This is a genomic window from Microbacterium sp. NPDC060117 (genome assembly GCF_042729315.1).
Lineage (GTDB): Bacteria > Actinomycetota > Actinomycetes > Actinomycetales > Microbacteriaceae > Microbacterium.
The window spans coordinates 527,594-554,294 of sequence record NZ_JBHWXR010000002.1; the positions used below are offsets into that span (position 1 = coordinate 527,594).

General features: G+C 71.1%; 24 protein-coding genes. 8 read left to right on the top strand and 16 right to left on the bottom strand.

Annotated elements, in window-relative coordinates; genetic code table 11:
- Window positions 1–69: 69 nt before the first annotated feature.
- The 9 genes from ACFWCK_RS08700 to ACFWCK_RS08740 are packed head-to-tail and all read right to left on the bottom strand — an operon-like array spanning window position 70 to window position 10,058.
- Window positions 70–1,260 carry an acetate/propionate family kinase gene (locus ACFWCK_RS08700; protein ID WP_378805462.1) on the bottom strand — a complete coding sequence of 397 codons (1,191 nt, stop codon included), beginning with the start codon at window positions 1,258–1,260 and terminating at the stop codon, window positions 70–72.
- Complete coding sequence (gene pta, locus ACFWCK_RS08705) at window positions 1,257–3,395, bottom strand: phosphate acetyltransferase (protein ID WP_378805463.1); 2,139 nt, start codon at window positions 3,393–3,395, stop codon at window positions 1,257–1,259. Before pta ends, ACFWCK_RS08700 begins: the two co-directional genes overlap by 4 nt.
- Window positions 3,396–3,440: 45 nt before the next feature.
- A complete protein-coding gene (locus ACFWCK_RS08710; protein ID WP_378805464.1) occupies window positions 3,441–5,114 on the bottom strand; it encodes a CDP-alcohol phosphatidyltransferase in 1,674 nt (557 codons plus the stop codon).
- Window positions 5,111–5,863: a RibD family protein gene (locus tag ACFWCK_RS08715; protein ID WP_378805465.1), complete on the bottom strand. Its 753-nt coding sequence runs from the start codon at window positions 5,861–5,863 to the stop codon at window positions 5,111–5,113. Before ACFWCK_RS08715 ends, ACFWCK_RS08710 begins: the two co-directional genes overlap by 4 nt.
- Window positions 5,860–6,825, bottom strand: a complete 966-nt coding sequence (locus ACFWCK_RS08720; RefSeq protein WP_378805466.1) for a lysylphosphatidylglycerol synthase transmembrane domain-containing protein — start codon at window positions 6,823–6,825, stop codon at window positions 5,860–5,862. The genes ACFWCK_RS08715 and ACFWCK_RS08720 overlap by 4 nt, the downstream gene beginning before the upstream one ends.
- Entirely contained in the window at window positions 6,813–7,628 is an 816-nt protein-coding gene (locus tag ACFWCK_RS08725) for an SAM-dependent methyltransferase (RefSeq protein WP_378805467.1), read from the bottom strand. Before ACFWCK_RS08725 ends, ACFWCK_RS08720 begins: the two co-directional genes overlap by 13 nt.
- Entirely contained in the window at window positions 7,625–8,647 is a 1,023-nt protein-coding gene (locus ACFWCK_RS08730) for a glycosyltransferase family 4 protein (RefSeq protein WP_378805468.1), read from the bottom strand. Before ACFWCK_RS08730 ends, ACFWCK_RS08725 begins: the two co-directional genes overlap by 4 nt.
- Window positions 8,644–9,039 carry a 6-pyruvoyl tetrahydropterin synthase family protein gene (locus tag ACFWCK_RS08735; protein ID WP_378805469.1) on the bottom strand — a complete coding sequence of 132 codons (396 nt, stop codon included), beginning with the start codon at window positions 9,037–9,039 and terminating at the stop codon, window positions 8,644–8,646. The genes ACFWCK_RS08730 and ACFWCK_RS08735 overlap by 4 nt, the downstream gene beginning before the upstream one ends.
- A complete protein-coding gene (locus ACFWCK_RS08740; protein ID WP_378805470.1) occupies window positions 9,036–10,058 on the bottom strand; it encodes a zinc-binding alcohol dehydrogenase in 1,023 nt (340 codons plus the stop codon). The genes ACFWCK_RS08735 and ACFWCK_RS08740 overlap by 4 nt, the downstream gene beginning before the upstream one ends.
- 29 nt (window positions 10,059–10,087) lie before the next feature.
- Here ACFWCK_RS08740 and ACFWCK_RS08745 point away from each other — a divergent pair, with 29 nt between their 5' ends.
- Together ACFWCK_RS08745 and ACFWCK_RS08750 are read left to right on the top strand one after the other, a co-directional pair.
- Window positions 10,088–10,831 (top strand): CDP-alcohol phosphatidyltransferase family protein, encoded by a 744-nt coding sequence (locus ACFWCK_RS08745; RefSeq protein ID WP_378805471.1) that lies wholly within the window; start codon window positions 10,088–10,090, stop codon window positions 10,829–10,831.
- Between the two features lie 4 nt (window positions 10,832–10,835).
- Window positions 10,836–11,237 (top strand): hypothetical protein, encoded by a 402-nt coding sequence (locus tag ACFWCK_RS08750; protein WP_378805472.1) that lies wholly within the window; start codon window positions 10,836–10,838, stop codon window positions 11,235–11,237.
- Between the two features lie 19 nt (window positions 11,238–11,256).
- On the opposite strand, the gene ACFWCK_RS08755 is transcribed toward ACFWCK_RS08750, so the two are convergent.
- The 3 genes from ACFWCK_RS08755 to zapE all read right to left on the bottom strand — a co-directional run bounded on the left by ACFWCK_RS08755 (window position 11,257) and on the right by zapE (window position 14,293).
- Window positions 11,257–11,832 (bottom strand): type II toxin-antitoxin system PemK/MazF family toxin, encoded by a 576-nt coding sequence (locus ACFWCK_RS08755; RefSeq protein WP_378805473.1) that lies wholly within the window; start codon window positions 11,830–11,832, stop codon window positions 11,257–11,259.
- 41 nt (window positions 11,833–11,873) lie between these two features.
- Window positions 11,874–13,109 carry an ammonium transporter gene (locus ACFWCK_RS08760; RefSeq protein ID WP_378805474.1) on the bottom strand — a complete coding sequence of 412 codons (1,236 nt, stop codon included), beginning with the start codon at window positions 13,107–13,109 and terminating at the stop codon, window positions 11,874–11,876.
- 131 nt (window positions 13,110–13,240) lie between these two features.
- Window positions 13,241–14,293 carry a cell division protein ZapE gene (gene zapE / locus ACFWCK_RS08765; RefSeq protein WP_233310041.1) on the bottom strand — a complete coding sequence of 351 codons (1,053 nt, stop codon included), beginning with the start codon at window positions 14,291–14,293 and terminating at the stop codon, window positions 13,241–13,243.
- A gap of 178 nt (window positions 14,294–14,471) precedes the next feature.
- On the opposite strand from zapE, the gene ACFWCK_RS08770 reads away from it, so the two are divergent.
- Complete coding sequence (locus ACFWCK_RS08770) at window positions 14,472–15,365, top strand: sulfurtransferase (protein ID WP_378805475.1); 894 nt, start codon at window positions 14,472–14,474, stop codon at window positions 15,363–15,365.
- Window positions 15,366–15,384: 19 nt separating this feature from the next.
- Window positions 15,385–15,834: a SufE family protein gene (locus ACFWCK_RS08775; protein ID WP_233310039.1), complete on the top strand. Its 450-nt coding sequence runs from the start codon at window positions 15,385–15,387 to the stop codon at window positions 15,832–15,834.
- A 109-nt stretch (window positions 15,835–15,943) separates the two neighbouring features.
- On the opposite strand, the gene ACFWCK_RS08780 is transcribed toward ACFWCK_RS08775, so the two are convergent.
- On the bottom strand, window positions 15,944–17,104 hold the full coding sequence (locus ACFWCK_RS08780; protein ID WP_378805476.1) for an alpha/beta hydrolase family protein: 1,161 nt from the start codon (window positions 17,102–17,104) through the stop codon (window positions 15,944–15,946).
- 25 nt (window positions 17,105–17,129) lie between these two features.
- Here ACFWCK_RS08780 and ACFWCK_RS08785 point away from each other — a divergent pair, with 25 nt between their 5' ends.
- The 4 genes from ACFWCK_RS08785 to ACFWCK_RS08800 all read left to right on the top strand — a co-directional run bounded on the left by ACFWCK_RS08785 (window position 17,130) and on the right by ACFWCK_RS08800 (window position 22,435).
- Window positions 17,130–17,711: a DUF3000 domain-containing protein gene (locus tag ACFWCK_RS08785; protein ID WP_233310037.1), complete on the top strand. Its 582-nt coding sequence runs from the start codon at window positions 17,130–17,132 to the stop codon at window positions 17,709–17,711.
- Window positions 17,704–18,900: an HRDC domain-containing protein gene (locus ACFWCK_RS08790; RefSeq protein ID WP_378805477.1), complete on the top strand. Its 1,197-nt coding sequence runs from the start codon at window positions 17,704–17,706 to the stop codon at window positions 18,898–18,900. The genes ACFWCK_RS08785 and ACFWCK_RS08790 overlap by 8 nt, the downstream gene beginning before the upstream one ends.
- A gap of 176 nt (window positions 18,901–19,076) precedes the next feature.
- On the top strand, window positions 19,077–20,282 hold the full coding sequence (locus tag ACFWCK_RS08795; RefSeq protein WP_378805478.1) for a thiolase family protein: 1,206 nt from the start codon (window positions 19,077–19,079) through the stop codon (window positions 20,280–20,282).
- Window positions 20,283–20,290: 8 nt separating this feature from the next.
- Window positions 20,291–22,435: a 3-hydroxyacyl-CoA dehydrogenase NAD-binding domain-containing protein gene (locus ACFWCK_RS08800; protein ID WP_378805967.1), complete on the top strand. Its 2,145-nt coding sequence runs from the start codon at window positions 20,291–20,293 to the stop codon at window positions 22,433–22,435.
- A gap of 62 nt (window positions 22,436–22,497) precedes the next feature.
- Here ACFWCK_RS08800 and ACFWCK_RS08805 read toward each other — a convergent pair whose 3' ends face one another.
- Genes ACFWCK_RS08805 through ACFWCK_RS08815 form a run of 3 tightly spaced genes read right to left on the bottom strand, consistent with a single transcriptional unit; the run spans window position 22,498 to window position 26,684 of the window.
- On the bottom strand, window positions 22,498–24,123 hold the full coding sequence (locus ACFWCK_RS08805) for a GMC oxidoreductase (RefSeq protein ID WP_378805479.1): 1,626 nt from the start codon (window positions 24,121–24,123) through the stop codon (window positions 22,498–22,500).
- Window positions 24,120–25,022 (bottom strand): diacylglycerol kinase family protein, encoded by a 903-nt coding sequence (locus tag ACFWCK_RS08810; RefSeq protein ID WP_233310033.1) that lies wholly within the window; start codon window positions 25,020–25,022, stop codon window positions 24,120–24,122. Before ACFWCK_RS08810 ends, ACFWCK_RS08805 begins: the two co-directional genes overlap by 4 nt.
- Window positions 25,023–25,025: 3 nt before the next feature.
- The gene (locus ACFWCK_RS08815) at window positions 25,026–26,684 is read right to left on the bottom strand and encodes an FAD-binding oxidoreductase (protein ID WP_378805480.1); all 1,659 of its coding nucleotides are present in this window, start codon (window positions 26,682–26,684) and stop codon (window positions 25,026–25,028) included.
- Between the last annotated feature and the right edge of the window lie 17 nt (window positions 26,685–26,701).

Consider the following 26,701-nt stretch of genomic DNA (forward strand, 5'->3'; position numbering starts at 1 on the left):
GCGCCTCTGGAGCGCTCGTGGTCGAGACCGCGCGCGAGTCCCTGCGGGGTGCGGTTGGCCCCGTCCGGCTCAGGGCAGGATCTGCTCCGTCTGCCGTGCGATCTCGAGCTCCTCGTCGGTCGGCACCACGAGCACCGTCACCCGGGAGGCATCCGTCGAGATGACGCGGATCCCCGAACCGGATGCGTCGTTCCTCGCCGGGTCGATCTCGACGCCCGCGAACCCGAGCGTCGCCATCGCCTCCCGGCGCACCAGAGAGTTGTTCTCGCCCACCCCGGCGGTGAACGAGATCACGTCCACGCCGCCGAGCTGGGCGATAAAGGCTCCGGCGTACGCGCGCAGCCGGTGGATGTAGACCTCGAACGCGAGCGCGGCGTCCTCGTCTCCCGCGGCCGCGCGGGCGAGGACATCGCGCATGTCCGATACGCCGGCGAGCCCCTTGAGTCCGCTGCGGGCGTTCAGCAGCTCATCGAGATCCTGGATCGTCATGTCGGCTCGACGGGCCAGCGTGAACAGCACAGCGGGGTCGATGTCGCCGGAGCGCGTGCCCATCACGAGCCCTTCCAGGGGTGTCATGCCCATCGACGTCTCCACGGAACGTCCTCCGCGCACCGCGGTCACCGAGGCACCGTTGCCGAGGTGGAACACGAGCTGGCGCAGATCGTCCCGCTCGCCGCCGACGAACGCGGCCGCCGCCTCGGACACGTACTTGTGCGAGGTCCCGTGGAAGCCGTACCGGCGGATCCGGTGCGCCTCGGCGAGCTCACGATCGATCGCGTAGGTGTACGCCGCGGGCGCGAGAGTCTGATGGAACGCCGTGTCGAACACCGCGACGTGCGGCACGTCCGGGAAGGCGGCCTTCGCCGCGCGGATGCCCTGGAGCGCACCCGGGTTGTGCAGCGGGGCGAGTGCCGAGAGCTCGTCGATGTTGATCTCGACGAGCGGGGTGATCAGCGTCGGCTCGAAGAAGCGCGCACCTCCGTGCACGACCCTGTGCCCGAGCGCCGCGGGCGGGAACTCCTCGAGCGAAGGCCCGAGCGCGTCGAACGCGTCGAGCATCACCTGGAAGCCGGCCGTGTGATCGGGGATCGGCAGGATCCGCTCCGTCTCGTGACCCTGGGAGTCGACATGCACCGCCCGCCCCTCCTGCTGCCCGATGCGCTCGACGAGCCCCGAGGCCAGCGAGACGCCGTCGGCGACATCGATGAGCTGGTACTTGAAGGACGAGGATCCGCTGTTGATGACCAGGACGATGCTCACGATGCGCTCCCCTGCTGCGCCTGGATCGCGGTGATCGCGATCGTGTTGACGATGTCCTCGACGAGCGCGCCGCGCGACAGATCGTTGATCGGCTTGTTGAGCCCCTGCAGGACCGGTCCCATCGCAACGGCGCCGGCCGAGCGCTGCACGGCCTTGTAGGTGTTGTTGCCGGTGTTGAGGTCGGGGAACACGAACACCGTGGCCCGCCCGGCGACCGAGGAACCGGGGAGCTTCGCACGGGCGACCGCTGCGTCGGCGGCCGCGTCGTACTGGATCGGCCCTTCCACGGGGAGCTCCGGCGCCCGCTCGCGCACCAGCTCGGTCGCCGTGCGCACCTTCTCGACCTCGGCACCGGATCCGGAATCGCCGGTCGAGTACGAGAGCATCGCGACGCGGGGCTCGATGCCGAACGCCGTTGCGGTCGCCGCGGAGGAGATCGCGATATCGGCGAGCTGCTCGCTGGTGGGGTCGGGGATCACGGCGCAGTCGCCGTACACCAGGACGCGGTCTGCGAGAGCCATCAGGAAGACCGACGACACCACGGAGACCCCGGGCCGGGTCTTGATGATCTCGAAAGCCGGGCGGATCGTGTGGGCGGTGGTGTGCGCCGCGCCGGAGACCATGCCGTCGGCGAGCCCGAGGTGCACCATGAGCGTGCCGAAGTAGGAGACGTCGGTCACGGTGTCGGCGGCCTGGGCGACGGTGACGCCCTTGTGCGCGCGCAGTCGTGCGTACTCCTCGGCGAACCGCGGCACGAGCTCGGGATCCGTGGGCGACACGATGCGTGCCGCGTCCAGGTCGACGCCGAGCTGGATGGCTCGCGCGCGCACCGCGGCCTCCTCGCCGAGGATCACGAGGTCCGCGATCCCGCCGGCGAGGACGGCACCTGCGGCGCGCAGCACGCGGTCGTCTCCGCCCTCCGGGAGCACGATCGTGCGGCGCTCGGTGCGCGCCCGGTCGAACAGCTCGTACTGGAACATCAGCGGCGTCACCACATCGGAGCGCGCCACGCCCAGCCGCGCGATCAGGGCCGGGACGTCGACGTTCTGCTCGAACAGCGCCAGAGCACGGCCGACCCGGTGCGGGGCGTCCACGGAGAGGCGGCCCGGCGCGTTCATGATGCGCACGGTCGTGTCGTAGGTGCCGTGATCGGTCGCGATGATGGGCACCCGCGGTCCCAGCCCGTCGAGGAGGCGTTCGATCGGCTCGGGCAACGCGAACGGCCCGTTCAGCACGATCGCCGCGATCGACGGGAAAGTGCCCGCGGCCTGCGCCAGCAGCGTCGCCAGCAGCACCTCTTCGCGGTCGGCGGGCACCACGACCACGGACGACTCGATCAGCCGTGGCAGCACGTTCACCATCGACATGCCCGCGATCACCACGTCGAGCACTTCTCGGTCGAGGAGCTCCTCGTCGCCCCGCACCATCCGGCCCTCGAGCGCTGTTCGCACGCCGCGGACGGAGGGGGCGACGAGCGAGCGGTCCTCGGGGATCACCCAGACCGGGACCTCCTCGGCGGCGTCCGTGGACCGCTCGGCCCGCACCGCCGAGATCGTCGCGGCGATCTCCTCCTGCTGGGCGGGATCGGCGCGATTGACGACGATCGCGGACAGCACCGCGCGCTCCTGTGCCAGCTCGGCCATGCCGAGCTTCGCAAGCTGTCCCAGCTGCGCAGCGGTGCGCGCCTCGGTGGCGCCCAGCCGTTCGCCGTGGCCGGCCGTGTCCCGTCCTCCCAGCACCAGGAGCACGGGTGCGCCCAGGTTCGCCGCGATCCGCGCGTTGACCCCGAGTTCCGCGGGCGCCGCCACATCCGTGTAGTCGCTGCCCAGGATCACGACGGCATCGCACTGCGCCTCGACCGCCCGATAGCGCTGCAGGATCCGCCCGAGGGCCGCATCGGGGTCGGCGTGCAGCTCGTCATAGCCGACGCCGATGCACTCGGCCGCGCCGAGTCCGACCTGGGTGCGGCTCAGCAGCATCTCCAGCACGTCGTCCGCGCCGTCGCTCGCGCGACTGACGGGACGGAACACGCCCACCCGGGCCGTGGCTCTGCTCAGCGCATCGATCACGCCCAGCGCGACGAGAGACTTGCCGGAGTGACCTTCGATGGACGTGATGAGGATGCTCTTCGCCACGCCTTCAGCCTACGTGTCCGCTCCGTCCGCACCGCCGTGTCGCCTTCAGTGCTTCTCGCTGAACGTCGTGAGAAGACGATTCCGGAAGGCGTCCATGCGCCAGACCGGGGAGTTCTCCCCCGGTTGCAGGCCGCGCGTCCACCCCCAGCCGCCGATCGCCGCGAACACCGCGGGGTCGCGGGCGATGATGCTGATCGGCACGTCATGCGACGCGTCCGCGCCGCTCACGATCGCCGCGGGCTGGTGGTCGCCGAGCACGACGACCACCAGGTTCGGGTCGTCGACGTTCTCGAGGAACGAGAGCAGGGAGCCGAGCGAATACTGCACCGACTGTCCGTAGAAGCGCTGGACGGTCTTCGGGCTCTGCCAGACCGTGCCCGCGGTAGCGCTCTGACCCGGCTGCGGGTCGTAGGCCGAGCCGTCGCCGATCCGCTCCCAGGGCAGGAGCTGCGGCAGCGGCGCCCACGGGGTGTGCGACGACACCAGGTCGATCTCGGCCATCACCGGATCATGCGGACCCGTCAGCTCGGTGTCGGCGAAGTGCTTGAGCGTGAACTGGTCGGGAATGCGGGCGTAGCCGAAGGGAGGGCCGCGGTAGCCGACGTCCGTCGCGTCGACCAGCGAGTCGTAGCGGTAGAAGGACGACCCGATGGCCCAGGCCTCGGTATCCGAGGGCACGTCGGACACCGTCCGCCACCCGGCCGCACCGAAGGCCCGGGTCAGCGAGAGCCGATCGCTCGCGACGAGCTGATCGTATGCCGGCTGCGTGGGGGTCCATACTCCGGTCTGCAGCGTGCCGTGCGCGAGCCAGCTGAGTCCGCCGAAGGTCGGTGACGTGAGCCAGGCACTTCGCGCCGTGTAGCCCTCGGCGGCGAGCGACGCGTCCCCCGCGCGGAGCACATCCGTGACGCCGTCGGCGATCCCCGGTCCCTCGAGAGCGACCCGGCCGTAGCTCTCCACGAACGCGAGCACGACGTCCTTGCCGCGGAGCCCCGTGAGCAGTCGAGAGGGCGGCACCGCAGCGAACGGATCCTCGGCGATGGCGCTCGCGACCGCGGCCTGCTCGGCGAGGACGCGCTCGGTGCGGGACACCGTGGCACTCACGGCGCCGACGGAAGCGGCGGCGGCGAGGGGGACGCTCGCCGCCGCCGGCGCCAGGACGCCCGCGACCAGCCACACCACCGCGAGTCCCGCGGTCACGACCCGTCCCGCTGCATGTCGCCGCACCACGTCGGCGACGCGCAGCGCAGCCCAGGCCAGCAGCGTCGCGCACGCGAGCATGGCGCACACGAGGCCGACGAGCAGCAGCTCTGCGAGGAAGGCGCCCACCGCGTCGACGACCACGCCATAGGCGGATCCGAGCTGCGGCCCGTCCACGAGGACGAACGGAGTGCCGACGGTCGCGCGGAAGCCGCGGTCGATCGCAGCGAGGGCGAGGGCGGCGGTGACGAACACGCCGAAGATCCCTGCGAGGACGCGGCGCACGGACCGCCAGGGCAGGATCAGGAGCAGAAGCACGATCAGGAGCGACTCCGCGGGAAGGCCGACGAGGCCCGTCAGCCCTACGGAGGACCGATCCGTGACCAGCAGTCCCGGGGCGAGCGGGAGGGCGACGAGCACCGCGATCGCGAGGACGAGGCCGGCCGCGCCCCGCCTCCGCCGTGGGGAGAGCCAGAGGCCGGATCCACGTGCGCTCCGGTGCCGGACGGGCATGCTCATCGTCGTTCCGGGGAGACTTCGGCGCCATCGGCGATGGCGGGTCGACCTCGATCCGAAGGGACATCGCAGCGGTCCGACAGGGCGTAGCGCAGCAGCACCACGTCGCCGATCTGCCGCGTGTCCGCGAGACGGGCTCGACGCGAGGCCGTCCACGGATAAGGACCAGCCGCCGCGGCGCGCGGCGCGCCCGGTTCGCCGACGAAGAACGGTGCGATCACGAGCTGCAGCTCGTCGACGAGGTCGGCTTGGAGGAACTGCGTGAGCACGGCGCCGCCGCCCTCGACCATGAGCCGGCGGACCGCCCGGCGCTCACCGAGGTCCTCGAGGAGCGCGGCCATGGTGACCTGCGCCCCGAGTCCGACCACCGTGGCCCGCTTGCCGAGTCGCGCACGGAGGCCCGGCGCGCCGTCAGACGGGGTGTAGACGAGCCGCGGCACATCCCCGGCGGTGAAGAACGCCGCGTCAGGAGGAAGGTCTCCCGACGCCGTCACCGTCACCTTCGCCGGGGACGCGGAGCGTCCCGAGGACAGCCGTCGTGCCCGCCGCCCGGCGTCGCGCACCAGCAGCCGCGGATCGTCTCGGCGCACGGTCGAGGCTCCGACCATGATCGCGTCGTTGCGGGAGCGCACCTCGTCGACCCGGTCGAAGTCGGCCTCGTTCGACATCGCGAGGCGGCGCGGCGAGGCGCCGTCGAGGTATCCGTCGATCGACATCGCGCAGCTGAGCGTCACGTACGGCCGCTCGCTCATCGCGTTCTCCTCCGCTCGACGAGAAGCACGACCGCGCCGGGCAGGACCCCGATGAGAGCCAGGGCGCCGAACGCCGCCGAGGCCGCCACGCCGGCCGACGCGCCGAGGCCGACGAAGGCGCACGCCGCACCCGCCACGGCTTCCCTCGGGCCCCACCCGCCGACGTTGAGCGGAACCGCCGATGCCGCGAGCACGACGAGCCCGACGGCCAGGAGCCCGCCGCCGAACGGCAGTCCGACGGCGAGGGACGCCACGATGAAGAGCGCGACGTGCGACGACACCACCACGACCGATGACGCGATGATCGAGATCAACGCCGCCGGGCGCGCCAGCACAGGGCGGAGCAGGGCGTACTCCTGCCGCAGGAGCCGCCGCAGACGTGGCAGGAGCGCTGCGGCCGCCGTCATGACGACCACCGCGACCACGATCGCTCCCGCACCCCAGACGAGAGGCGCAAGCGGCGATCCGAGCCCCAGGGGCAGCAGGATGACGAGCGTCAGCGCCAGCTGGACGGTCTGCCCGAGGATCCGCTCGACGGCCACGGCGCGCGCTGCGATGCCGAGGCCGCCCTGGTCGCGTCCGTGCGCCCAGGCGCGATGCACGTCGCCGAGAACGCCGGCCGGCAGCACTGCGTTGAGGAACTGCGACCGGTAGTAGGCGGCGAACGCCGCCCGCCCGCGCAGCGTCAGCCCGTACCCGGTCGCTACCGTCCGCCAGCGCCATGCGGCCGCCACTGTCGCGATGACCGCGAGTACGAGTGCCGCCAATACAGGAAACGGCGAGATGGCGGCGATCCCGCGCAAGAAGGGGCCGAGGCCGACCACCAGCGCCGTCGCGACGAGGATCGCGATCCCGACGCCGATACGGAGGGCGAGGCGGATCGGTCGACGACCACGCTGCTGCTCCGCCGCGATGGGCGTGCCTTCGGCGATGCCCTCCGACACGGGGCTCACCGCGGACATGCGAGCACATCCTGGTGCGAGACGGTGACGCGCAGGGCTCCCCCGGCGAGTTGCTCTCGTCTGCGAGCCAGATAGGCCGCGGCATCCTCCGCGAACTCGGGACGCTGCTCGACCGCAGCGTCGATCCAGCCCTCGAGCCAGGCGGTAGCCAGAGGCGCATTCGAGGGACCGAGATGCCACGGCGTCGAACTCGTTCGCACGCGCCACCCGGCCTCGGCGAACAGCCGCGCCAGCACCGGGGCGGCATCGGGGCCCAGCAGCCGCCGCCCGTCGGAATCCCGTCGCTGGTGCGCGTTGAAGGCGTCACCGATGGCGTCGTCGAGCGGATCGGGAGGATCGAGCACCACAACTCCGGTCACCGAGAGGCTGAACAGCGCGGGGACGCCGGCCGCGACGCACGCGTCGACGACGCGACCAGCCTCCTCGCGGGTGACGACGTCGAGCAGAGCGGACGCCGTCACGGCAGCGGCGCCGACGAACGCGCGGACATCGAGCGCCGCGAGGACCTCGACGGCCGCGACGACGCGGATCGGCCGCCCCGCGTCATCGGCGACGGCATCGAGATCGAGGTGGTCCAGGATCCCCGGATCACCGTCGCGCAGCACCCACTCCTGCGGTCCGGGCAGCCTCGGCGCGAGCCACCTCGTCATGCCGCCGGTGCCGGCCCCGAGGTCGTGCAGCACGGCCGGTCCGGGCGGGAGCAGACGCGCGAGCAGGCCGGCGAGCTCCGTCGAGCGCGCGGCGTCGTCCGCGGAGGCCCGCAGCGCGAGCCATGACGGGGTGGCGGTCGAGACGGAGCTCATGACGGCTCCAGCGCTCTGGAAACGGCGGCCACGGTCGCAGACCAGGTCGGCAGGCCGGCGCGCGCGGAGCGGGCCTCGGCGCGCAGGCGCAGACGCAGCGCCGGATCCGTCATCCAGCCGTCGAGGGCGGCGGCGAGGGCGGCGGGGTCATCGGGCGGGACGAGGATGGCACCGCCTCCGGCCACGGTGTCGGGAATGCCGCCCACCGCCGCGGCCAGGACGGGCACGCCGTGCCCGCGGGCCTCGGCGATCGCCATGCCCGAGCTCTCCACGCGCGACGGCGCCACGAGCAGCGCACTGCGGCGGTACTCGGCAGCGAGCTCCGCTCCGTCGAGGACGCCGGTGAGCCGCACCCTGCCGGAGAAGCGCCGGGCATCGCGGGCCACCGACGAGGCGAAGGCGCCGAACGGTCGCCGGGATCCGACGATCCGGCACGTCCAGCTCCCCTCCAGCCGGTCGAGCGCCGCGAGCAGCACGTCCTGTCCCTTGTGCGGCGCCACGACGCCGACGCAGAGAATGTCCAGCCCAGCCGGTTCCCTGCTCCCCGTGGCGGACGACGCCGACGGCATGTCGACTCCGGGCGGCGCGATCGTCACCCGATCGGAAGCCGCCAGTCCACGGCGGAGGAGCTCCTCCGCCGTCCACCGGCTCGTCACGATCACATGATCGGCGGCGTTCAGAGCGCGACGCTCGTCCACAGCGGTCTCCGCCGTCGCATCGGGAAAGGCCGCCGCGACCATGTGCGCCAGCACCACCATCCGCATCCGGGTCGTCGCCTCGACGAGCACCCCCGGTGCGCCGAGGGCGACGAGCCCGTCCACGAGTACCGTCGCTCCGCGGGGCACCTCGCGGAGCACGGCCGCCGTATCCGAAGAGTCCCGCGTCTCGACGGTCGTGATGTGCCAGCCGTGGGCGCCCAATCCGTCGCGCACGCGCCGGTCGTACACGTTCCCACCGCTCACGCGGATGGGATCGTCGATGCCCTCGGGAACGAGGAAGGTGACAGCGCGGCCCGTCACATCGTCACCTCGTACGACGCCCAGGCGATGTGCGACTCGTGCAGAGTGACCGCGATGCCGGTCAGCCTCGCATCGCCGAGATCGCCGTCACGCACCCGCTCTGCGAGCCGGTCGCCGATGATCTGGCACAGCCGCTCCGTCGTGGTGTTGACGCCCTTCAGGTCGGGCTCGTCGTCGAGGTTTCGATACGAGAGTTCGCCGACGATCTCGCGAAGCGCGAACGAGGCCCGCCCGATGTCCACGACGATGCCGTTCGGATCGAGTTCCGCGGCGCGGAACGAGGCATCGACGACATAGGTCGCGCCGTGCAGCCGCTGCGCGGGGCCGAACACCTCGCCGTGCAGGCTGTGGGCGATCATCAGGTGGTCGCGGACGGTCACGGCGAAGGTCATGGCGTGCTCCAATCGATCGTCTGGCAGAGCCCGGACGCGGTGCCGTCGGCGAGCCTCGCGGTCACGTCGGGCAGCCCGCGCCAGGAGACGCTGGGGCCGAGCAGCAGGTCGAAGTCGGGGTCCTCCAGAAAACGGAGCGCGAGCGCCAATCGATCCCGTGTGCTTCGCCGGCCGCGACGGAGCGCCGCGACGGCGCCGACCTGGCTCGACCGGATCCGCAGACGGCGCGAATGGAAGTCCGCACCCAGCTCGAGCGGCACCAGTTCCGCGCCGTACCAGCTCGCCACGACGACTTCGCCGTCGGTGGGTGCACTCCGCAGCGCGAGCTGAAGTCCGGCCGCGGATCCGCTGGCTTCGATCACGATGTCCGCCTCGCCGAGCGGGGCCGCGGCGTGGACGAACCGCGCGCCGAGCGCCTCGACGACGTCCGCCTTGCCCTGGTCGACATCGGCCACGGTGACGTCGACTGCGGGGATGCCACGGACCAGGCGCGCGATCGCGCAGCCGATCATCCCCGCGCCGACGACGAGCACGCGGTCGCCGACGGCGGGAGCCGCGTCCCAGAGCACGTTCACCGCGGTCTCCACCGCCCCCGCCAGCACGGCGCGCCGAGCGGGCACGCTGTCGGGCACGGGCATCACGGCCTCTGCGGGTGCGACGTACCGCGACTGGTGCGGGAACAGGGCGAACACCGTTCGGCCCCGCAGCGCCTCCGTGCCCTCTTCGACCACCCCGACGTTGAGGTAGCCGTACTTGACGGGGAACGGGAACGCTCCCGCCTGGAAGGGCGCGCGCATCCGCTCGTGTTCGGAGGTCGGGACCGCACCGCGCGCGACGAGCGACTCCGTGCCCCGGCTGATCCCCGTCCACAGGGTGCGCACCGCGACCTCGCCCGGCGCGGGGGGTTGCGCGGAATCGCTGCGGAACTCGCCGCGGCCAGGGCCCGTCATCCACCACGCGGTCGCCGTCGCTGCGCGATCCGCGTGAACCTCGACCGCCTGCTGCGTCGTGTCACCCATGACTACCATGAAAGTAACACGGAGGCCCGATGCGAAAGGTTCAGCTCACGCCCTGGCTCTGGGGGGTTGCAGGAGTCCTCACGTTGCTCGTGCTGGGCGCTTCGCAACCGCTGTCGATGGCGGGATGGGCGGCCGCGCTCGGCTACCTGGTCGTGTCGTCGCTGCTGGTCTCCCGCGGCCTCCGACGGCGCGGCAGCATCCGCTTCGGCGCCGCCAACGCCGTCACGGCCGCCCGCTCGATCCTCGTCGGGATCGCGACGGGCCTCGTGGTGACATCGCTCACGGAAGCCGGCCGCCCCGCGCTGCTCGTGACGATCGTGGCCATAGCCCTCGCGCTCGACGGGGTGGACGGCTTCGTCGCGCGCCGCACCGGCAGTGTGAGCGAGCTCGGCGCGCGGTTCGACATGGAGGTGGATGCGTTCCTGCTCCTCATGCTGAGCGTGTACGACGCGAGGTTCGTGGGCGGGTGGGTGCTCGCGATCGGCCTCATGCGGTACGCCTTCGTCGCGGCGGCATGGGCGCTGCCGTTCCTCGGCCGCACGCTGCCCTACCGGTATTGGCGCAAGGTCGTCGCCGCGACCTGCGGAGTCGTGCTCGCCGTCATCGCGGCGCAGGTGCTGCCACCCGTGATCGGCGTCGCCGCGGCGGCCGGCGCGCTCCTGCTCCTGCTCGAGTCGTTCGGCCGCGACGTGTTCTGGCTGGTCCGGATGAACCGCGCGGACACGCACCTCGTGTCACCCCAGAAGGCCTCGGCTCGAGACGGAAGCAGGTAGCACGATGACGTCGACCACCACCGCGGCGCTGCGGGTCATGCGGATCCTCAGCGCGCTCGTCCTCCTCGCCACCGGCGGAATACACCTCTTCCTCGTCTTCGACGGGGTCGGCGGCGTCCTCGGCGTGATGTTCGTGCTCAACGCTGTGGCCGCCGTCGTGCTCGCCGCCGGCATGGTGCTGCTTCGCGACAGGCTCCTGCAGGCCGCGACCGTGCTGTCGCTGCTGTTCCTCATCGCGACGCTCGGTGCACTCCTGCTGGCGCTCACCGTCGGGCTCTTCGGGATCACCGAGGTGTGGACCTTCACCCTCGTGCCGCAGACCGTCGTCGTGGAGTCGATCGGCATCGTCGTGCTCGCGGTGACGACCGTGCTCGTGCTGCGCGGCGGTTCGCCGGCGCGTCGCTGAGCGCGGGCTCGACCGCCCCTCAGGCGACCGCCGTCCAGCCGAACCGGCGCTCGAGCACGCTCGCCACGCGCTCGAAACGGCCGCGGTCGAGTGCGGCGGCCTCGCGCCGCACGCCCGAGACGTGCACGCTGTAGAGCTGATCGATGTCGACCCAGCTCTCCCGGCCCTGTCCATCCCACGGACCGGATCCGAGCGAGAGGAAGTCGCGATCCCCGTCGTGCGACTTGCTCGTGAGTTTGACCGCGTAGACCCTTTCGGCGGACTGGGTCGCGATGACGAGCACCGGCCGGTCCTTGCCGCGGCCGTCGCGCTCCGCATACGGCACCCAGGTCCAGACGATCTCCCCTGCGTCGGGCGCGCCGTCGCGCTGGGGCGCGTAGGAGACCCGCAGACCGCGCACGGACCGGGGGTCCAGTTCGATCGTCTCCGTGGCGCCCCCGTGGCCGGGCGTGGGCTCCAGGGTCGCCGTGCCCACCGCGGGCGCCGCTGGACCGCGGGCTGTGGCGCCCCGGGTCGAGGAGCTCGTGAATGCCTTGGCGATCCCCGTCACGACGGCGAAGAGCGCGGACAGGATGCCGTTGCCATTGGTGGTCACAACGACACCCTATCCGCGCCTGTCCCGCATCCCCGCGGGCCTCAGGAGGTGAGCGCGTAGCCCTCCTCGCCGTGCACCACGAGGTCGACGCCGGCGATCTCGTCCTCACTGGTGACACGGAATCCGATGGTCTTCTCGATGGCGAGGCCGATGATCAGCGCCACGACGAAGGAGTAGATCAGCACGCCACCGGAGGCCAGCACCTGCACCACGAGCAGCCGGAGGTCGCCGCCTGTGAACAGGCCCTGCCCGGTCGCGAAGAAGCCGAGGTAGATCGTGCCGATGAAGCCGCCGACCAGGTGCAGACCGACCACGTCCAGCGAGTCGTCGAAACCGAGGCGGAACTTCAGCTCGACGGCCAGGGCGCACACGGCTCCGGTCAGAGCGCCGAGCAGCAGCGCCCATCCCGGTGTCAGGTTGGCGCAGGCCGGCGTGATCGCCACCAGACCGGCCACCGCACCGCTGGCCGCGCCGATCGAGGTGGCCTTTCCTCCGCGGATCCGCTCGATCAGGATCCACCCGAGGATGCCCGCGGCCGCCGCCCCGAAGGTGTTGATCGTGATCAGGCCGACGCCGTCCATGCCCTTCGTGGTCCACTGCGCGCCGGCGTTGAAGCCGAACCACCCGAACCACAGGAGCGCTGCGCCGAGGAGCGTGAGCGGCACGTTGTGCGGCTTCTGGATGCCCTTCTGGAATCCGATCCGCTTGCCCAGCACGAGCGCGAGCGCGAACGCCGCGGCACCGGCGTTGATGTGCACCGCCGTGCCGCCGGCGTAGTCGATGAACTCGATGCCGCTGTCGGCGCCGAACAGCATGGCGCCCAGGTGCATGATCCAGCCGCCGCCCCAGACCCAGGCGGCGATCGGGAAGTAGCCGACGGTCGCGAAGACGCCGACGAAGATGAGCCACGGGCCGAACTTCGCCCGGTCCGCGATCGCTCCGGAGATGAGGGCGACGGTGATGATCGCGAAGGTCGCGCCGTAGCCGACCGTGAGCAGCGCGACGTTGGAGCCCTTGCTGCTCGCGAGCGAGGCGAGGCCGAAGTCGGCGAACGGGTCGCCGGCGAACTGCGTCGGAGAGGCCACGCTGGCCATGGACGACCCGAAGAGGATCCACAGCACCGCGACGAGCCCGATGGCGCCGAAGCTCATCATCATCATGCTGATGACGCTCTTGGCCTTCACCAGGCCGCCGTAGAAGAACGCCACGCCCGGCGTCATGAGCAGCACCAGCGCCGTCGCCGTCACTCCCCAGGAGATGTTCCCTGTTGCTTCCATGCTGTGCGCCTCCACCTGATCGCGTCGTGCGTTTCAGTGTGGCGGCGCCGTGTTTCGCCAGAGCGAGGCGGATGTTGCGGCGGTGTTACAGGATCCGCCGCTGTGTGAACAGCGTGTTTCGCGAGTCGCGCTCAGGCCCCGTCGGGGCGCTCGGCGTGCGAGAGCGCGTTGAGGCGGGAGATGGCGCGCAGGTACTTCTTGCGGTAGCCCCCGCCGAGCATCTCCTCGCTGAACACCTCGTCCAGCGGTCGCCCGGACGCGAGGATCGGGATCTGCGCGTCGTACGCGCGGTCGACGAACGCCACGAAGCGCAGCGCCTCCGACTGGTCGGTGAGCTGACGCACATCGCGGATCCCCAGCGCCTCGACGCCCGCGATCAGGCGGATGTAGCGCGACGGGTGCACCTGGGCGAGGTGCTTGACGATGTCGTCGAATGCGTCGTCCGAGACGCGGTGCCCGGCGCTCAGTGCGGCGACCTGCGCGGCGTACTCGTCGCCGGTCAGGGCCAGGGCGTGTCCGTCCAGCGCGCGCTGGCGGAAGTCGACACCGTCGATGCGGATCGTCTCGAAGCTGTCCGACATCGCGTGGATCTCGCGGAGGAAGTCCTGCGCGGCGAAGCGGCCTTCGCCGAGCGCGTTCGGCGGGGTGTTGGAGGTGGCGGCGAGCTTCGTTCCGCTGCCCACGAGCTCGCCGAGCAGGCGCGTCATCACCATGGTGTCGCCCGGATCGTCGAGCTCGAACTCGTCGATGCAGAGCAGGTCGGACCCGCGGAGCAGGTCGACGGTGTTGCGGTAGCCGAGTGCGCCGACGAGCGCGGTGTACTCGATGAAAGACCCGAAGTACTTCCTCCGCGCGGGCATCGCGTGGTAGATCGAGGCGAGGAGGTGGGTCTTGCCGACGCCGAAGCCGCCGTCGAGATAGACGCCGGGTTTGGTCTCGGGCAGCTTGGGTGCGCGACGGAACAGACCGCCGCGCTTGACCGGCTGCGCCCCCGTGGCGAACGCGACGAGGTGCTGCTTCGCCTCCTCCTGCGAGGGGAACGCAGGATCCGACCGGTAGCTGTCGAAGGTCGCCCCGTCGAACTGCGGCGGCGGCACCAGGCCCGTCAGCAGTTCGGTGCCGGTCATCTGCGGCTGGCGGTCGATGAGATGGACGACGCCGGAGGTGGCGGCCTGATCGGTCATGCGGATCCTGTGTCGAAGTCTTACCCTGCGGATGCGCAGGGGCGCACGGGGTTCTAGTGTCGAGGTGACGGATCAACCCTACGCCGTCGCCGTCACCGGTTTCACCGCGCGTCATCGCGCGCGACGCACCGTTCACGGACTCTGTCGCCCCGCACCACCGTCTCCGAGGGAGCACCCTGTGACCGTCGACTTCGACACCACGTCCGCAACGTTCGCCGACTACGCCGAGCCCGGCCGGCTCGTCACCACCGAATGGCTGGCCGCACGCCTCGGTGAACCCGGTCTGGTCGTCGTGGAGTCCGACGAGGATGTGCTGCTGTACGAGACGGGGCACATCCCCGGTGCGGTGAAGGTCGACTGGCACACCGAGCTGAACGACCCGGTCGTGCGCGACTACGTCGACGGCGCCGGGTTCGCCACGCTGCTGAGCCGCAAGGGCATCTCCCGCGACGACACCGTCGTCATCTACGGCGACAAGAACAACTGGTGGGCCGCCTACGCGCTCTGGGTGTTCTCGCTGTTCGGCCACGAGGACGTGCGGCTGCTCGACGGCGGCCGTGACCGCTGGATCTCCGAGGGCCGCGAGATCACCACGGATCTCCCCGGACGCGCCGCAACCGAGTACCCGATCGTCGAGCGCGACGACTCCGTGCTGCGCGCCTACAAGGACGACGTGCTGGCGCACCTCGGCAACCCGCTCATCGACGTGCGCTCGCCGGAGGAGTACAACGGCTCCCGCACGTCCGCGCCCGCCTACCCCGAGGAGGGCGCGCTGCGCGCCGGCCACATCCCCACCGCGCAGAACGTGCCGTGGGCCAAGGCCGTCGCCGAGGACGGCGGTTTCAAGCCCCGCGCCGAACTCGAGGCCATCTATCTCGACGGGGCGGGGCTCGAGGCCGGCGACGACGTGGTGGCGTACTGCCGGATCGGCGAGCGCTCCGCCCACACCTGGTTCGTGCTGAAGCACCTGCTCGGGTTCGAGAACGTCCGCAACTACGACGGATCCTGGACCGAATGGGGCAGCGCCGTGCGGGTCCCGATCGTCACCGGCGAGGAGCCCGGATCGCTTTGAGCGTGGGAGGATAGCGGTGATGACTGACACCGCCGACTTCGCCCTCCCCGATGCGCTCGCAGAGATCCGGGACGCGTTCCTGGAACTCCCAGAGGCGGACCGGCTGCAGCTCCTGCTCGAGTTCTCGAACGAGCTGCCCGCGGTCTCCGATGAGGTCGCCGCGCACCCGGAGATGACCGAGCGCGTGGCCGAGTGCCAGTCGCCCGTCTACATCTACCTGGAGCTGGCGGACGGCGCCGTGACGATGCACGCCACCGCGCCCGCGGAGGCGCCGACAACGCGCGGCTTCGCGAGCATCCTGGCGCAGGGCATCGCCGGTCTCAGTCCGGAGGCCGTGCTGGCGATCCCGGACGACTTCCCGCAGTCGATCGGCCTCACCCGTGTGGTCTCGCCGTTGCGCATCTCCGGCATGACCGGGATGCTGATGCGCGCCAAGCGCCAGGTGCGCGCGCGCCTCGCGGCCGCCTGATCCGCACGGCTTCGTTCATCTCGTCGCAGCGCCCCGCGCTCGGGAACCGACACAGCCCGGTTTCCGAGCGAGCGCAGCAGGACGAAAGGCGCCCGACGATCCGGCCGGATCAGTCCGCGAACCCCTGCTCGCCGAGCCAGTCGGCGATCGCGTCGGTCCAGCGGTTCTGGTCGTAGTTCCACAGCTTCGTGTGGCGCGCGCCGGTGAACGGCGGCATGGTCACCAGGTCCGGCCGCGCCTTCGCCAGGGCGTGCGAGGCGTCTGAGGGCACGAAGCCGTCGTCGTCGCTGTGCAGCAGGAGGATCGGCACGTCGATCTCGGCGGAGCGGGCGACCATGTCCAGCGCATCGAACGCGATCGCCTGGTCGGCGCCGCTGAGCCGTGCCGACCAGGGCTGCTCCAGGGCGTCCATCGCGAGCTGCGGCAGCGGATCCGGCAGCTTCTTCGCCTTCGCCTGGAAGCGCAGCACCGTGCGCCAGTCGACCACCGGGGAATCCAGGATCATGCCGACCACCGCGCCGCCGTGGTCGGAGCTCACCAGCGTCTGCAGCGCGATCGCGCCACCCATCGACCACCCCATGAGCAGGATCCGCTCCGCGCCGTGGCGGAGCGCGTAGGCGATCGCGGTGTCGACATCGCGCCATTCCGTCGCCCCGAGACCGTAGGACCCCGGTCGCGTGCGCGGGCCCTCCCCGTCATTGCGGTAGGAGGTGACGAGCACCGGCAGCCCCGCGGCATGCAGCACGGGCACGGCGCGCAGGCACTCGGACCTGGTGGCGCCCCGGCCGTGGACCTGGATCACCCAGGTGGTCGACTCCGCCGGGAAGAGCCAGGCCGGGCAGGGCCCTGCCGGCGTACCGATCAGCACCGATTCGTAGGGCAGGTGCAGCTCCCCCGGTGCGAGGTAGTAGTAACCGCTGAATCCCGCGCGGCGCCCGACCTCGGCACCCGGCTCGATCTGAGTCAGCAGCTTTCGACGCACGCTGCCGGCGTCCGCGTGCAGCACGGCGCCGAGCTTCACGTATCCGGGGGTGCCGTCGACATAGAGGCCGTAGCGCCCTGGCAGCTCGGTGTCCGGCGTCCGAGAGAGCTCGATCGTCTGCGCACCCGTGTCGATCGAGAGCACGTCGGTGTCGTTCTTGCGCGGTGCGGGCGTGATGACCTCGCGGGCGATGCGCAGCACGAGGGCTCCGCCGATCGCCGCGCCGAGAGCCGCGGCGCCCGCCAGCGCGATCGCGCCGACCGTCGCGGCGTGCCTGAGACTCTTCATCGCCTCCTGACTCTAGTCTGTCCGCGTGAGCGCTCATCCCGGATCCGACGGCGACTTCGCGCATGCCGCAGAGCAGCTGCGCGCGCTGCGATTCCGCGCCGACATCGTCGTGCACGAGATCGCCGCGCCGTCCGGCCTCGCGCCCGATGCGCTCGCGCTCGCGGCCGATGTACGCCCCGACGAGAACGGCGACTCGCTGTACGGCACCGGTCGCCTCGTGCTGCTGCACGACGAGTCGGAGCCGGACGCCTGGGGCGGGCCCTGGCGCATCGTGGCCTTCGCGCAGGCGCCTCTCGAGCCCGAGATCGGCACGGATCCGCTGCTCGCCGATGTAGCGTGGTCTTGGCTGATCGACGCGCTCGCCTCCCACGGCGCGACGCATCACTCCGCGTCCGGAACGTCGACGAAGACCCTGTCCAAGGGCTTCGGCGGCCTGGCCGCGGAAGGGGACGGCGCGCAGATCGAACTCCGCGCGTCGTGGTCGCCGACCGGTCCGCTCGCCCCGCACGCCGAGGCATGGGCGGAACTGGTCGGGATGCTGGCGGGACTGCCGCCCGGCTCAGAGGACATCGCCGTGTTCGGCGCCAGGAGAACCATCCGTGACTGACTACGTCGTCATCGACAACGACGAGGACTTCGCCGCCGCGGCCCGGACGCTCGCTGCAGGACGCGGGCCCGTCGCCGTCGACGTGGAACGCGCCTCCGGCTTCCGCTATTCGCAGCGCGCCTATCTCGTGCAGGCGTTCCGCCGCGACGCCGGAGCGTTCCTGTTCGATCCGATCGCGATCACCTCGTTCGCTCCCCTGCAGGAGGCCATCGGCGCCGAGGAGTGGGTGTTCCACGCCGCGAGCCAGGACCTGCCCTCTCTGCATGAACTCGGCCTGGAGCCCGCGAGCGTGTTCGACACCGAGCTCGCAGCGAGGCTGCTCGGCTATGAGCGCGTCGGCCTCGCGGCCGTGGTCGAGCGCGCCCTGGGCATCGTGCTGGCCAAGGAGCACTCGGCAGCGGACTGGTCGACCAGGCCGCTGCCGAACGCCTGGCTCGAATACGCCGAGCTCGATGTGCTGCATCTGGTGGACGTCCGCGACTTCATCGCGGCCGAGCTCACGGCGGCCGACAAGACGGCGTACGCCGCCGAGGAGTTCGAGGCCACCCGAGTGCGCCGGCCCAAGCCTCCGCGTGAGGAGCCGTGGCGACGCCTGAGCGGTCTGCATCAGGTGCGCGGCGCGAAGAACCTCGCCGTCGCCCGCGAGCTGTGGCAGGCCCGGGAGGACTTCGCCCGGGAATCCGACGTCTCGCCGGGTCGTCTCGTCCCCGACCGCGCGCTCATCGCCGCGGTGCAGGCCAACCCGCAGAGCAAGGGCGCCCTCGCCGCGGTGTCGGCGTTCACCGGGCGAGCGAGCCGCAGCCAGCTGGATCGCTGGTGGGCGGCGATCGAGCGCGGCCGCGAGCGCACCGATCTGCCGCGTGAGCGCGTCCCCAGCGACGCTCCCCCGCCGCCACGCGCCTGGTCCGACCGCAACCCCGAGGCGGACGCCCGGCTGAAGTCCGCCAGGGCCGCCGTCGAAGCCCGCGCCGAAGAGCTCGGGATGCCCACGGAGAACCTGCTCACCCCTGACACACTGCGCAGGATCGCGTGGGAGCCGCCGACGGAGACGGATGCCGCATCGATCGGATCCGCCCTCGCCGCACGTGATGCCCGACGGTGGCAGATTGAGGAAACCGCACAGCGGATCGCGGATGCTTTTGTGGAAGCCGCGCAAACGACCGACGAGCCCTCCGGAACCGCTTCGTAGGTTCAGCCCAACCGATTCATCCTCCGTTCCCCCACCGCTCCTAGGCTGAGAGCACACACCCGATCGCGCGGAACGAGTTGAGACTCGGTCTCACGAATTCGGGAACCGCGTTCCTCAGGACGTGCGAAACTGTAAGTCCGGCGAGCGTTGGCTCCCGGCGGAACAATGGAGGCAGAGTGGCCGAGATCTCGGACGTCTTCTTCGTCGATGGAGTGCGCACCCCCTTCGGGCGCGCCGGCGAGAAGGGCATGTACTGGAACACCCGCGCGGACGACCTGGCCGTCAAGGCCACGATCGGCCTGATGGAGCGGAACGCGAACGTCCCGCTGGACCGGATCGACGACGTCGCCATCGCGGCGACCTCGCAGACGGGCGACCAGGGCCTCACCCTCGGACGCTCGGTCGCGATCCTCGCCGGACTCCCCCAGACCGTTCCCGGCCTCGCCGTCGAGCGCATGTGCGCGGGCGCCATGACCAGCGTCACCACGATGGGTGCGTCGATCGGCGTCGGCATGTACGACCTCGCCCTCGCGGGCGGCGTCGAGCACATGGGGCACCACCCGATCGGCGGCAACGCCGACCCCAACCCGCGGTTCGTCGCTGAGCGGATGGTCGACCCCGGCGCCCTGAACATGGGTGTGACCGCCGAGCGCATCTTCGACCGCTTCCCGCACCTCACCAAGGAGCGCTCCGACCGCTTCGGCATGCTGAGCCAGCACAAGGTGCAGGCCGCCTACGACGCCGGCAAGATCCAGCCCGACCTCGTTCCGGTCGCGATCAAGGGCGCCGACGGCGCCTGGGGCCTCGCCACGGAGGACGAGGGCCGCCGGCCGCAGACCACGATGGAGGACCTCGCGGCGCTCAAGACGCCGTTCCGTCCGCACGGCCGCGTCACTGCCGGCACCTCCTCGCCGCTCACCGACGGCGCGACGATGTCGCTGCTCGCCGGCGGCGGAGCCGTGAAGGAGCTGAGCCTGACGCCGAAGATGCGCATGGTCTCCTTCGCCTTCGCGGGCGTGCAGCCGGAGATCATGGGCATCGGCCCGATCCCCTCCACCGAGAAGGCCCTCAGGAAGGCCGGCCTGACGATCGACGACATCGGCCTGTTCGAGCTGAACGAGGCGTTCGCGATCCAGGTCATCTCGCTGCTCGACCACTTCGGCATCGCCGATGACGACCCCCGGGTCAACCAGTGGGGCGGCGCGATCGCGCTCGGGCACCCGCTCGCCGCCAGCGGCGTGCGCCTGATGATCCAGCTCGCCGCGCAGTTCGCCGAGCGTCCCGACGTCCGCTACGGCCTCACCGCGATGTGCGTGGGACTCGGCCAGGGCGGCTCGGTCATCTGGGAGAACCCCTACTTCGACGGCAAGAAGCGGAAGTGAGTGCAGGAATGACGAACTACGACGCCATCGACTTCTCGCCCATCATGGCCCTCACCGAGGGCGAGGTCGTCACGCACTCCCCCGTGCGCGACGTGCGCCTGCCGTCCGGCAAAGTGCTCGCGCTCATCACGCTCGACAACGGGCGCGACCACACCCGTCCGAACACGCTCGGCCCCGCGACGCTCACGGAGCTCGGCGAGACGCTCGCCGGACTCCGCGCCCGCGCTGCCGCCGGCGAGATCGCCGCGGTGGGCATCACCGGCAAGCAGTACATCCTCGCGGCCGGCGCCGACCTCTCCGACATCAGCAGGGTCGGATCCCGCGACAACGCGCGCCTCATCGCGCAGCTCGGACACAAGGTGCTGGGATCGCTCAGCACGCTCGGCGTGCCGTCGTTCGCGTTCGTGAACGGCCTCGCCCTCGGTGGTGGCGTCGAGATCGCGCTCAACTCGACCTACCGCACGGTCGACGCCTCGGCGGCGGCCCTCGCGCTGCCCGAGGTGTTCCTCGGGATCATCCCGGGCTGGGGCGGCGCGTACCTGCTGCCGAACCTCATCGGCATCGAGAACGCGCTCGAGGTCGTCATCTCGAACCCGCTCAAGCAGAACCGCATGCTCAAGCCGCAGCAGGCGTTCGAGCTCGGCATGATGGACGCGATCTTCCCCGCGGCGAACTTCCTCGAGGACTCGCTGCGCTGGGCCGACGCGGTGCTCGGCGGCAAGAAGGTCGAGCGCAAGAACGAGCCCGGCAAGATCGAGCGCCTCACCAAGTGGCCGATCGCCATCAAGATGGCCCGCGGCATGCTCGAGTCCAAGATCGGCACCGTGCCGCGCTCGCCCTACGCTGCTCTCGACCTGCTCGACAAGGCGAAGAGCGGAAGCCGGGAGGAAGGTTTCGCACGGGAGGACGAGGCCCTCGCCGACCTCGTCACCGGCGACCAGTTCGCGGCGTCGATGTACGCCTTCGACCTCGTGCAGAAGCGCGCCAAGCGCCCCGTCGGGGCTCCCGACAAGGCCCTCGCGAAGAAGGTCACGAAGGTCGGCATCATCGGCGCCGGCCTGATGGCCAGCCAGTTCGCGCTGCTCTTCGTGCGCAAGCTGCAGGTGCCCGTGCTCATCACCGACCTCGACCAGGCGCGCGTCGACAAGGGCGTCGCCTACATCCACGAGGAGATCGGCAAGCTCGAGGCGAAGGGCCGGCTGGACGCGGACACCGCGAACAAGCTGCGCGCCCTCGTCACCGGCACGACCGACAAGAGCCTCTACGCCGACTGCGACTTCGTGATCGAGGCCGTGTTCGAGGAGGTCGGCGTGAAGCAGGCGGTGTTCGGCGAGATCGAGAAGATCGTCGCCGAGGACGCGATCCTCGCGACCAACACCTCGTCGCTGTCGGTCGAGGAGATCGGATCCCAACTCGCTCATCCCGAGCGTCTGGTCGGCTTCCACTTCTTCAACCCGGTCGCGGTCATGCCGCTCATCGAGATCGTGAAGACGCCGACGACCACCGAAGCGGCACTGTCGACCGCATTCGTGGTCGCGAAGGGCCTGGGCAAGAACGCGGTCCTGACCGCCGACGCCCCCGGCTTCGTCGTGAACCGCCTTCTCGCCAAGGTCATGGGCGAGGCCGCCCGTGCCGTCTACGAGGGAACGCCCGTCGCGGACGTCGAGAAGGCGTTCGGCCCGCTCGGACTGCCGATGGGCCCGTTCCAGCTCATCGACCTGGTCGGCTGGAAGGTCGCCGCGCACGTGCAGGACACCATGGTGCACGCGTTCCCTGACCGCTTCTACGCGAACGAGAACTTCCACGCGCTGGCGGATCTGCCCGAGGTCGTCGAGAAGGACAAGGGCGGGCGGGTGACCGGCTTCACCAAGGCCGCGGACAAGCTCGTGAAGCAGGCCGCGGGTTCCACGCCGACACCGGCCGCCGAGATCCTCCGCCGGGTGCAGGACGGGCTCGCGCAGGAGATCAAACTCATGCTGGACGAGGGCGTGGTGCCGGAGGTCGAGGACATCGACCTGTGCCTCATCCTCGGCGCGGGCTGGCCGTTCATCGACGGCGGTGCATCGCCGTACCTCGACCGCGAGGGCGCGTCGGAGCGCGTGTTCAACGCGACGTTCCACACGCCGGCGATCCGCGGGATCGCGAACGCCTGACGCGGCGCGACAGAGCTGCACGACGAAGGCCGTCTCCCGAGGGAGGCGGCCTTCTTCGTGCGTCAGGCCTGTTCCGGCCTCGGATCGGGCTCGCCCCGTCGCGGCCAGTACGACATGGCACGTTCGGCCAGGGCCGTGATCGTGAGGGACGGATTGACACCCGGGTTCGCCGGGACGGCGGATCCGTCCACGACCGAGAGCCCGGGATGCCCCCACACCCGGTGGAAGGGGTCCACGACGCCGTGCTCAGGCGCATCCGACAGCACCGCCCCGCCGAGGAAGTGCGCGGTGAGCGGGATCCCGAAGACCTCGGGCCAGGATCCCCGTGCGGATGCAGGCACGCCCGTCTCCTGCGTCATGCGGGTCGCGATCGCCTGCGCCGCACGGTGCGCCTCGGGCAGGTGGCTCGGGTTCGGGGCGCCATGCCCCTGGGCGCTGGTCAGCACGTCGCGCCCGAACCGACGGCGCAGGGAGAGCGTGAGCGAGTTGTCGGCGGTCTGCATGACGAGCGCGATGATGCCGCGCTCGCTCCAGCGACGCAGCGTCCCGAGTCGGAACTGTCGGATCGGATGACCCGCGACGGCTCCGAGGAGCGCGCCCAGGCGGCGATGCAGCGGCACGTCGCCCGGTACGAGCACGGTCGCGAGCGCCCCCATGAGGTTGGATCCGGGGCCGTACCGCACGTTCTCCACGTGCGTGCGATCGTCGACGTGGAACGACGTCGTGATGGCCACGCCGTGGGCGAAGCCGGCCTTTTCCGGCACCGCGGTCGAGACCGCGCCGTCCAGCGCCTCCGAGTTGGTGCGGGTGAGCCGGCCGAGCGCATCCGGGATCCGCGGCAGCGCGCCCGAGGCCTTCATCCGGTGCAGCAGCTGCTGCGTCCCCCAGGTGCCCGCCGCCAGCACGACCCGCTCCGCGGTCACGGTGCGCCGTCGGCCCCGACCCCAGCCGCCGCTGGGGCGAGTGGTGACCGAGAAGCCTCCTCCGGCGAGCTCGCGGACCTCGACGACCGTGCGCAGCGGCTCGATCACCGCGCCACGACGCTCCGCGAGCGCGAGGTAGTTCTTCATGAGAGTGTTCTTCGCGCCGACGCGGCAGCCCACCATGCAGTTCCCGCACAACGTGCAGCCGGTGCGTGCGGGGCCTTCGCCGCCGAAGAACGGATCCGGCACGGTCTCGCCCGGCGCGCCGAAGTACACGCCGACCGGCGCTCGGCGGAATGTCTTCGCGACGCCCAGATCCTCGGCTGCACCTGCCATGATCCGTTCGACCGGGCCGGTGTGCGGGTAGTGCTCCACGACACCGAGCATGCGCTTGGCCGTGGCGTAGTGCGGCGCGAGCTCGTCCCGCCATGGCGCGATACCGGACCACTGCGGGTCGTCGAAGAAGCCGTCGCCGGGCTGGTAGAGCGTGTTCGCGTAGTTCAGGGATCCGCCGCCGACACCGGCGCCGGCGAGGATCATGACGTGCGGCAGCCGGTGGATCCGCTGTACGCCGAAGCACCCGAAGGCGGGAGCCCACAGGTAGCGGCGGACGTCCCAGTTCGTCCTCGCGAAGTCGTCGTCCTCGAAGCGTCGACCCGCCTCGTACACACGGACCCGGTAGCCCTTCTCCACGAGCCGGAGCGCAGCGACCGAACCGCCGAACCCGGACCCGATCACGACGACGTCTTCATCGAAGCCGGTCATGCGGTGACTCCCTTCGCGACCATCACGGTCAGTGACGCGGGGCGCACCCGGATGGTGCACGCCTTCTCCGCGATCCGCTCTCCGTCGGCGTAGACCACGAGATCCGGCGATGAGACGGTGATCTCGCGCACCAGGCGGTGCGCCACCTCCGGCCGCGTCAGATGCCGCCCGCGCAGCAGCAGGGGGAACAGCGCGAGCAATCGGATCCGCCGCATCGGCGCGACATGCACCACGTCCAGCAGGCCGTCGTCGAGGCGCGCGTCGGGGCAGATCGGCATGCCGCCGCCGTAGCTGGCGGTGTTGCCCACGGCGACCAGTGTGCCGGGGGCGTCTCTCGGATCCTCGCCCTCGCAGGCCAGCCGGAACCGGGTCGGCCGCAGGCGGGCGACCTCGATCAGGATCGCCAGGTAGTAGCGCGCGGCACCGCGGGGCCAGCGCAGCAGGTTCGTGCGATCACTGACCTTGGCATCGAAGCCGAGCGCCGCCACCGTGAGGAACGGCGTGGTCCGGCCGGCTGCCACGATCTCGCCGACGTCGATGCGACGAGGAACTCCGTGCAGCGCGAGCAGCGCGGCACCGGCCGGGTCGTGTCTCGGCACTCCCAGGGCGCGAGCGAGGTCGTTGCCCGTGCCGGCGGGAACGAGCACCATCGGCATCTCCGTGCCTGCAAGCTCGGGCAGGATCTCCGACACGGTGCCGTCTCCGCCGACCACGACGAGCGCCTCCGGACGTGTCGCGACGGCGACCCCGATCAGACGGCGCGTGTCCGCGGGCGAGGATCCGATGTGCACGACGACCTCGGCACCCGCGTCCCGCAGCGCGGCGACGGCCGCATCCGCCGCGGAGGCGCCGCGCCCCTTGCCGGAGCGCGGGTTCACGATCAGCGCGATCCTCGGCATGCCTCAGGCTCCCGCGGGTGACACGGGAACCGGCGCCGCCGCGCCGAGCACGGCGCCGGGATTCATGATCCCCGCGGGATCGAGCTCGCGTTTGACAGCCGCGAGGATCCGGATGCCCGTCTGACCGATCTCGTCCGCGAGCCAGGGCGAGTGATCGCGCCCCACCGCGTGGTGGTGGCTGATCGTGCCGCCCGCGGCCATGATGGCGTCGCCGGCCCGGTGCTTGATGCCGGCCCATGCGTCCAGCGCATCGGTGCCGAGCGGAGCGAGCACGGTGAAGTACAGCGATGCCCCCGTGGGGTACACGTGCGAGACATGGCACATCACGAAGGACTTGCGTCCTGCCTCGGCGAATCCGGTCTTGAGCGCCGTCGTCACCGCATCGCGCAGGCCCACGAGCCGGGACCACGTCGTCGCCGTCTCGAGCGTCTCGCAGAACACACCCGCATCGAGCAGGGCATCGCGCAGGTACGGTCCGTCGAAACGGGTGCGCAGCCAGTCCTCCGATGCTCCCTCGCCCAGCGACGTGCCGCCGGCCGCGTGCAGCAGCGCAGCCGTGCGCGCTCGACGCGCCGCCACGTCGTCCCCCTCGAAGACGGTGACCGCGCTCGTGCCCTTCGCGAGCGCTTTGCCGATCTTCCCGACCTGAGCGAGGCTCACGCTGGTCTCGGCCTCATCGGACAGGCGCATCACGGTGGGGCCACCGCCGCCCTGCGCCACGGTTCGCAACGCCGCGGCACCGGTCGCGAAGTCGGGGAACGTCCACGATTCCATCACGCGCCCGGACGGCACGGGGTGCACGCGCACGGTCACCTCGGTGATGACGCCGTAGATGCCCTCGGATCCGAGGAAGAGGCGGATGAGGTCCGGGCCTGCGGCGCTGCCCGGCGACCGCCCCAGCTCGATGTCGCCCGTCGGGGTCGCGACCCTGATGCCGGTGACCATCGTGTCGAACCGGCCGTGACCGGCCGAGTTCTGTCCCGATGAGCGCGCGGCGGCGAATCCGCCGATCGTCGCGTAGCGGAAGCTCTGCGGGTAGTGCCCCAGCTCCATGCCGTGACCCGCGAGGAGCCGTTCCGCCTCCGGCCCGGTCGTTCCGGCGGCGAGCACCGCCTCCGCGCTCACGGCGTCGTAACGCAGCAGGCCGGTCATCCGGCCGAGATCCAGGCTCACGACGCACCTGTGCGCACCGCGCTCGGGGTCGAGGGCGCCGACGACGCTCGTCCCGCCGCCGTACGGGATCACGGCGATGTCGCGCTCCGCGGCCAGGCGCAGACACGCGACGACCTGGTCGTGGTCGTGCGGGCGCAGCACCGCGTCGGGCGCGGCCTGGTCCTCCTCACGGCGGCGCAGCAGGTCGGGGGTGGAACGCCCCCCGGCGTGCCGAATGCGGGACTCCGCATCCGTCCGGACGTTGTCGGCGCCGAGCACCTCGGCGAACGCCTCGACGTCGTCGGACGTGAAGGCGGAACGGATCAGCCGGACGTCGGCGAGGGCGATCGCCGAGCCGGGGCGACGGATGCGCCCGAGCAGCAGCGGCAGCAGGGAACGCACAGCGAAAGGCAGACCCTCGGCCCGTTCGGGGTCTCCCCAGCCATTCCAGCGCATCGGCGCCGTCTCGTCGATCGGATCGTCGGCGTCTCTGCCGCTCGGGTTCGTCATGCGTTACAGTGTGACAG